General features: G+C 62.9%; 4 protein-coding genes. All 4 read left to right on the top strand.

Translation table 11 applies throughout. The features are described from left to right. The first annotated feature begins 569 nt into the window (after nt 1-569). Nucleotides 570-3,920: a carboxypeptidase regulatory-like domain-containing protein gene (locus J2X57_RS17210; protein WP_309868960.1), complete on the top strand. Its 3,351-nt coding sequence runs from the start codon at nt 570-572 to the stop codon at nt 3,918-3,920. 174 nt (nt 3,921-4,094) lie between these two features. Next, a complete protein-coding gene (ppnN, locus tag J2X57_RS17205; RefSeq protein WP_309868958.1) occupies nt 4,095-5,492 on the top strand; it encodes a nucleotide 5'-monophosphate nucleosidase PpnN in 1,398 nt (465 codons plus the stop codon). A 155-nt stretch (nt 5,493-5,647) separates the two neighbouring features. Beyond that, on the top strand, nt 5,648-5,803 hold the full coding sequence (locus tag J2X57_RS17200) for a DUF3309 family protein (protein ID WP_079520847.1): 156 nt from the start codon (nt 5,648-5,650) through the stop codon (nt 5,801-5,803). A gap of 194 nt (nt 5,804-5,997) precedes the next feature. Then, complete coding sequence (locus J2X57_RS17195; protein WP_309868956.1) at nt 5,998-6,600, top strand: DNA-3-methyladenine glycosylase; 603 nt, start codon at nt 5,998-6,000, stop codon at nt 6,598-6,600. The last annotated feature ends 8 nt before the right edge of the window (nt 6,601-6,608 follow it).

Here is a 6,608-nt window from a genome sequence, read left to right as displayed (position 1 = left end):
TACCCCCCTACGCCCTAGGGGGCTTTACCCGGCGCGCGGTTTTGGAGTTTTGGCCGCCGCCCGCCGGCCGCCCGACCGCCGCAAACAAAACCTCGGTCGCGCGCAGGGCGCGCTCCTACATGGTCCGGTTGGATTCGTGTTGGGCCGAATACCGCAGCGTTTCGCGATTTGGATCGTGACAATCCACGACGCGCCCATGTGTTGTTGCGACTCACATGACCGCGATTCGTTGCGACCGGCTGTAGTGGTTCTTACACGAAGCTCGCGTAACCTGCCTTTGAAAAATAAATATCTACCAAAAACGGCAAGTTAGACAACAAAACGGCCTGACTAAGAAAAAGTGGTATTTATCAAACTGGCGTGAAAACGTTACAAATCTGTCATACAATGCCGTTAAAGTTGGCTTAACAACTGTCGCCACCGGTCGCAAGGATGTGAACCGGGTCACACGAGACGACACAGCCACAGATTGGGGAAAGCTCAAGCGAATCGCACCGCCCGGCTCCGGCCGAGCCGCCCTTCGTTTGGCAAAAACTTTTTTCGTTGCAAGCCACAGGGTCGACCATTAGATGAATAGCCGAATCCGCGCCAAACTCCTGCCGCTGGCGATCGCCTCGCTCTTCGCGGCACCTGCATTTGCGCAGGAAACGTCCTCCACGATCAGCGGTCGCGTGCTCGACGCCGCCGGTCAGCCGGTGGCCAACGCTACCGTCGTCATCGTCCACGAGCCGTCGGGCACCACGAAGACGACCACCACGGACGCCAGCGGCCGTTATTCGGCCCAGGGTCTGCGCGTCGGCGGCCCGTTCGACGTCACCGCCATCAAGGACGGCACGCCGTCGGCCCGCCAGGACAACGTCTACCTGCAGCTGGGTTCGGACACCTCGGTCAACCTGAGCGCCGGCACCGCCGCCAGCGCAGCTGACGCGACCGCGCTGGATGCGGTCACCGTGTCGGCCGTGTCGGGCCAGTTCTCTTCGGAGAACAAGGGTCTGGGCACGAACATCTCCCAGCAGCAGCTGAAGAACACCCCGTCGCCGAGCCGCAACATCGCGGACATCGCGCGTCTCGATCCGCGCGTCAATGTCGACCACGGCACCGGCGCGATCTCGGCCAACGGCCAGAACACCCGCCTGAACTCGATCAAGGTCGACGGTCTGGGCGTCGGCGACCCGTTCGGTCTGAACTCCACCGGCATGCCGACCGTCGGCTCGCCGGTGTCGATGGACACCATCGACTCGTTCAACATCTCCACAGCCAACTATGACGTCGGCTCCGACACCATCGGTGCGGAAATCAACGCCGTCACCAAGTCGGGTACGAACGACTTCCACGGTTCGGCGTACTACGGCTTCAAGAACGCGAGCAGCATGGTCGGCGAAGCCGGCTGGCTCGACCGCGGCAAGGACTACACCGAGTTCGACCGCAACTGGACGGCGGGTGCCACCGTCGGCGGTCCGATCATCAAGGACAAGCTCTTCTTCTTCGCCGGTTATGAGAAGGAAGAAGTCACGGGCCTCAGCTCGGGCGCCGTCACCGGCCTCGACCCGACGCTGACCGGCTTTTCCACGGCCAACAAGATCTCGCAGACGGATCTCGATCGCACCATCGCCGCCGCCACCGGTCGCGGTCTTTCGCCCGGCACGACCGGCGCGAACGCCGGTACGCTGACCGACAAGCGTTACATCGCCAAGATCGACTGGAACATCACCGACGGCCACCGCATGAACCTTGCGTACTCGCGTACCAAGGAAGTGAAGCCCAATCCGCAGGGCAACTCGACCAACAGCGTCGGTCTCTCGAGCTACTGGTACACCGTCAACACCGACATCAAGAATTACACGCTGCAGTCGTTCGACGACTGGAACGACGTGTTCTCGTCGGAGGCCAAGGTCGGCTACAGCGATTACTCGCTGAACCGTTCGGTCGATCAGCAGCAGCCGATGGTCCAGGTTCGCCTGAACCAGGGCGTCGGCACGTCGGGTCCGTCGGTCTACCTCGGCGAAGACCAGTTCAGCCACTACAACTCGGCGTCGGTGAAGACGCTGAACGCCATGTGGGCGGGCACCCTGTACCTCGGCGACCACACGATCAAGGGTGGTTTCGAGTGGGAACGTAACCGTATCTACAACCTGTTCGGTCGTACCGAGTTCGGTTCGTACCTCTACGACGGTTACGCCAACCTCGCTGCCGGTCGCTACACCAACTATTCGCTGTACCAGCCGGCGCCGGGCTATTCGCTCAACGACATCGCCGCTCAGTGGGAACTGCGTCGCAACACGTTCTTCCTGCAGGATACCTGGCAGGCGAGCGACAACCTCTCGGTGCAGTTCGGTGTGCGCGTCAACAAGTACCTGACCGACGACAAGCCGCTCTACAACGCGACGTTCGCGTCGAAGTACGGCTTCAGCAATGCCAGCACCATCAATGGCAGCCAGCTCGTCGAGCCGCGTCTGTCGTTCAACTACACCTTCGACAGCGAATACAAGACTCAGCTGCGCGGTGGCGTCGGCCTGTTCCAGTCCGATCCGCCGACCGTGTGGATGACCAACCCGTACCAGAACAACGGTATCAACATCGTTACCTACTCGTACAACCGTCAGGGTAACAACTGCACGCTCGGCAATGGCCCGGCCATTCCCTGCCCGGCGTTCAGCGCGAATCCGCTCGCTCAGAACACGAGCGGCGCAGGCACGGTTCCGCAGATGGCGGTCGATACCGTCGACAAGGACTTCCAGCTTCCGAGCGTGTGGAAGTCGTCGCTGGCGTTCGATCGTGAACTGCCGTGGGATGGCATCATCGCGAGCATCGAATGGCAGCATCTCGATACGCGCGACGGCATCTTCTATCAGAACCTCAACATCGGTAATCCGACGGGTATCCTGCCGGACGGTCGCAACACGTACTTCGGTTGCATCGGCGGTGCGCAGGCCGTCGGCGGCGCCACCGGCCGTAACTGTGCGGCGTTCCCGGCGGGCGCGCCTTCCGCGGGGAGCACGACCAACACGGCTCGCTCGCGTTCGGACAACCGCTTCGCCCAGGCCGTTACCTACCTGACCAACACCTCGAAGGGCAAGGCGGACTCGGTCACCCTGTCGTTCAGCAAGGCGATGGAGAACGGCTGGGCGTGGAGCGTGTCGGCCACCGGCGGCCACGCCACGGAAGTCAATCCTGGCACCTCCAGCCAGGCCAGCTCGAACTACTCGAACAACGCGTGGACCAACCCGAACGAAGACATCGCGTCGACGTCGAACACCAACATCGGCAAGCGCCTCAACGCGTCGCTGACGTGGCAGCACAAGTTCTTCGGCGACTACGCCACGACCATCAGCGCGTTCTACGACGGTCATGACGGCGTGCCGTACAGCTGGGTGTTCTCGAACGATGCCAACGGCGACAGCTACTCGCGTGACCTGGCCTACATCCCGAACCGTGGCGACGTGATTCTGCGTAACGCGGCCGGCACGGCGGGCGCCTCGCAGCAGCTGCAGGACCAGTTCTACCAGTACATCCAGGACGACAACTACCTGCGTAAGCGTCAGGGCAAGATCGCCGGCCGTAATGCCACCAAGGCCGCCTGGGTCAACCAGATCGACCTCGGCATCAGCCAGGAAATCCCGGGCATCTTCAAGGGCAACAAGGGCGAGATCCGTCTCGACGTCTACAACTTCCTGAACCTGGTTAACAAGGACTGGGGCCAGCAGTCGTACGTCGGCTTCCCGTACACCCGTAACTTCGCGGCCTTCGGCGGCGTGGATCCGGCCACGGGCAAGTACATCTACAACCTGCCGACCGACGCCAACGGCAACTACCAGCCGGGCACGAAGGCGGTGTATGACGCCCCGACCGACAACAGCGCGACCAAGGTCAACCCGGTCTCGCGTTGGTCCGCCATGCTGACCGTCAGGTACACGTTCTAAGCGAAGGATTCGCTGCTCGATCCCGAGGCCGGTACCCGTGAGGGTGCCGGCCTTTTTTTGCGCCGCCCGGGCCCGGTCTTGACCCTCCGCCGCCGGACGGTGATCCTAGGCGGTCCGCTCCCGATCCGGAGCGGGGTTCGCCGCTAATTCGCGGTCAGAAGGACGAGTAACTCCATGAATGCCATCCATTTCGGGGATCCGGTCAACGGCAGGACAGTCAGCGCGCGGGTGTCCCCGGCCGGCGGCCTCGATATCCTGTCCCGTAATGAGGTCGCGCGCCTGCGCGACGCCAGCGGCTCCGGCCTGCACCAGCTGCTGCGCCGTTGCGCACTGGCCGTGCTGACCTCGGGCAACCTGTCGGACGATCCCGGCACGCTGTTCGAGCAGTACCCCGATTTCGACATCCAGGTGCTGCAGGAAGACCGCGGCATCAAGATCGAACTGAAGAACGCACCGGAACAGGCGTTTGTCGACGGCCGCATCATCCGCGGCATCAACGAGCTGCTGGTCGCCGTCGTGCGTGACATCGTCTACGTGTCGACCCAGCTCGAAACGGGCGCGTTCGATCTCGACGACACCGTGGGCATCACCCATGCCGTGTTCGAGATCCTGCGTAACTCGCGCATCCTGCGTCCGCAGGTCGACCCCAATCTCGTCGTCTGCTGGGGCGGCCACTCGATCTCGCGCGATGAGTACGAGTACACCAAGCGCGTTGGCTACCAGCTCGGCCTGCGTGGCATGGACATCTGCACGGGTTGCGGCCCGGGCGCGATGAAGGGCCCGATGAAGGGCGCGACCATCGCGCATGCCAAGCAGCGTCGCAAGGGTAACCGCTACATCGGTGTGACCGAGCCGGGCATCATCGCGGCCGAGTCGCCCAACCCGATCGTCAACAACCTGGTGATCATGCCGGACATCGAGAAGCGTCTCGAAGCGTTCGTGCGTCTGGGTCACGGCATCATCGTGTTCCCGGGTGGCGTGGGTACGGCGGAAGAGATCCTCTACATGCTCGGCATTCTGTTGCTGCCGAAGAACAAGGGCATTCCGTTCCCGCTGATCTTCACCGGCCCGAAGAATTCCGCCGCGTACTTCGAGCAGATCGATCGCTTCCTTCGTCTGACGCTCGGCGACGAAGTGTCCCGGTTGTACAAGATCATCGTCGACGATCCGGCGGCGGTCGCGCATGCCATGGTGTCGGGTATCGAGAAGGTGCGTAACCATCGTCTCGACAACAAGGACGCGTTCTTCTTCAACTGGGCGCTCGACATCCCGCTGCCGTTCCAGCAGCCGTTCCGTCCGACGCATGAGGCGATGGCCGGTCTGGCCCTGCATCGCGACCGGCCGAAGCATGAACTCGCGGCGGATCTGCGTCGCGCGTTCTCGGGCATCGTCGCCGGCAACGTCAAGGAAGAGGGCGTGCGTGCGATCGAACAGTTCGGTCCGTTCGTGATCGACGGCGAGCCGGAAATCATGCGCGCACTGGACGAGATGCTGAAGGCGTTCGTCGAGCAGCACCGTATGAAGCTGCCAGGCGGTACGGCGTACGAGCCGTGCTATGTAGTGCGTACCTGAAGTCGCTACTTAAGTACTTTCAGGCCGGATTTGCCCGCGGCGATCCGGCCTGCCATTAGCTGAACGTGACGTGGAAACGGGGCTTCCGCGTCACATGCTCTAGACGGTTCCACAAGCGACGATGGCTCCCACGCACCACTGCCCGGAGAGTCACCATGCTTGTCACCATCCTGCTCATCGTTCTGGTTCTCGCCCTCATCGGTGGTCTTCCGACTTGGGGTTATTCGAGCTCGTGGGGCTACGGTCCCAGCGGCGGTATCGGCGTCATTCTCGCCATCGTCCTCATTTGCTGGTTGCTCGGCGTATTCTGATCGGGCTTCGCGTCGTCGGTGCCCGCCAGACGCGGGCACCGATCACCGGAGAATGTCATGCATCGAACTCATCGACCCGTTCCCGACACCGACAGCGTGCCACCGGGAACCGCGCCGCCTCCCTACGACCCTGAGCCCGTGAAGCGCCCGGGTCCCGATCCGGATACCGACGGCGCGCCGGTGGAGCCTTAACGTTGGCTCGTCGCCGTCGTTGGCCTGGGGACATCGTTCCGCGATCCTTCTTCCATCGCGATGCACGCGAGGTAGGGCCCCAACTTCTGAACAAACTTCTCGCCAGCGAAGACGGGCGCGCAGGGCGCATCGTCGAGGTCGAGGCTTATGTCGGAGCGATCGATCCCGCCGCGCATACCTTTCGTGGCAAGACCCGACGCAATGCGGTGATGTTCGGCCCCCCGGGCCACATGTATGTGTACTTCACCTATGGCATGCACTGGTGCTGCAACACGGTGTGTGGCGACGAAGGCGAGGGCTCGGGCGTGCTGATTCGCGCGCTGGAACCCATCGACGGCATCGAACGCATGCGTGCCGCGCGCCCGCGCATATGCAAGGATCGCGAACTGTGCAGCGGCCCCGCACGACTGACCCAGGCGATGGGCATTACCGGCGAGCAGAACGGTATCGACCTTGTCGCGGCGCGAGACGGTTACACCATCCTGGACGATGGCACGCCGCCTCCCGATGAGGTGCCCGGCTCCGCGCGCATCGGCATCCGTGAGGGTACGGATCTGTTATGGCGCTGGTTCGTCGCGGGGAATGTCAACGTCTCGCGTGCCTGAGCGCAGCG

Origin of the sequence: Luteibacter sp. 1214, assembly GCF_031455395.1 — a bacterium.
In the GTDB taxonomy this organism is placed as follows: domain Bacteria; phylum Pseudomonadota; class Gammaproteobacteria; order Xanthomonadales; family Rhodanobacteraceae; genus Luteibacter; species Luteibacter mycovicinus.
The sequence above is the reverse complement of the archived record's forward strand: the minus strand, read 5'-3'. Positions and strand labels throughout refer to the sequence as shown.

What these genes read in the sequence shown, in the direction of transcription:
- J2X57_RS17200 (WP_079520847.1), top strand. Translation starts at nt 5,648, where the DNA reads ATGCTTGTCACCATCCTGCTCATCGTTCTGGTTCTCGCCCTCATCGGT.
- ppnN (WP_309868958.1), top strand. Translation starts at nt 4,095, where the DNA reads ATGAATGCCATCCATTTCGGGGATCCGGTCAACGGCAGGACAGTCAGC.
- J2X57_RS17210 (WP_309868960.1), top strand. Translation starts at nt 570, where the DNA reads ATGAATAGCCGAATCCGCGCCAAACTCCTGCCGCTGGCGATCGCCTCG.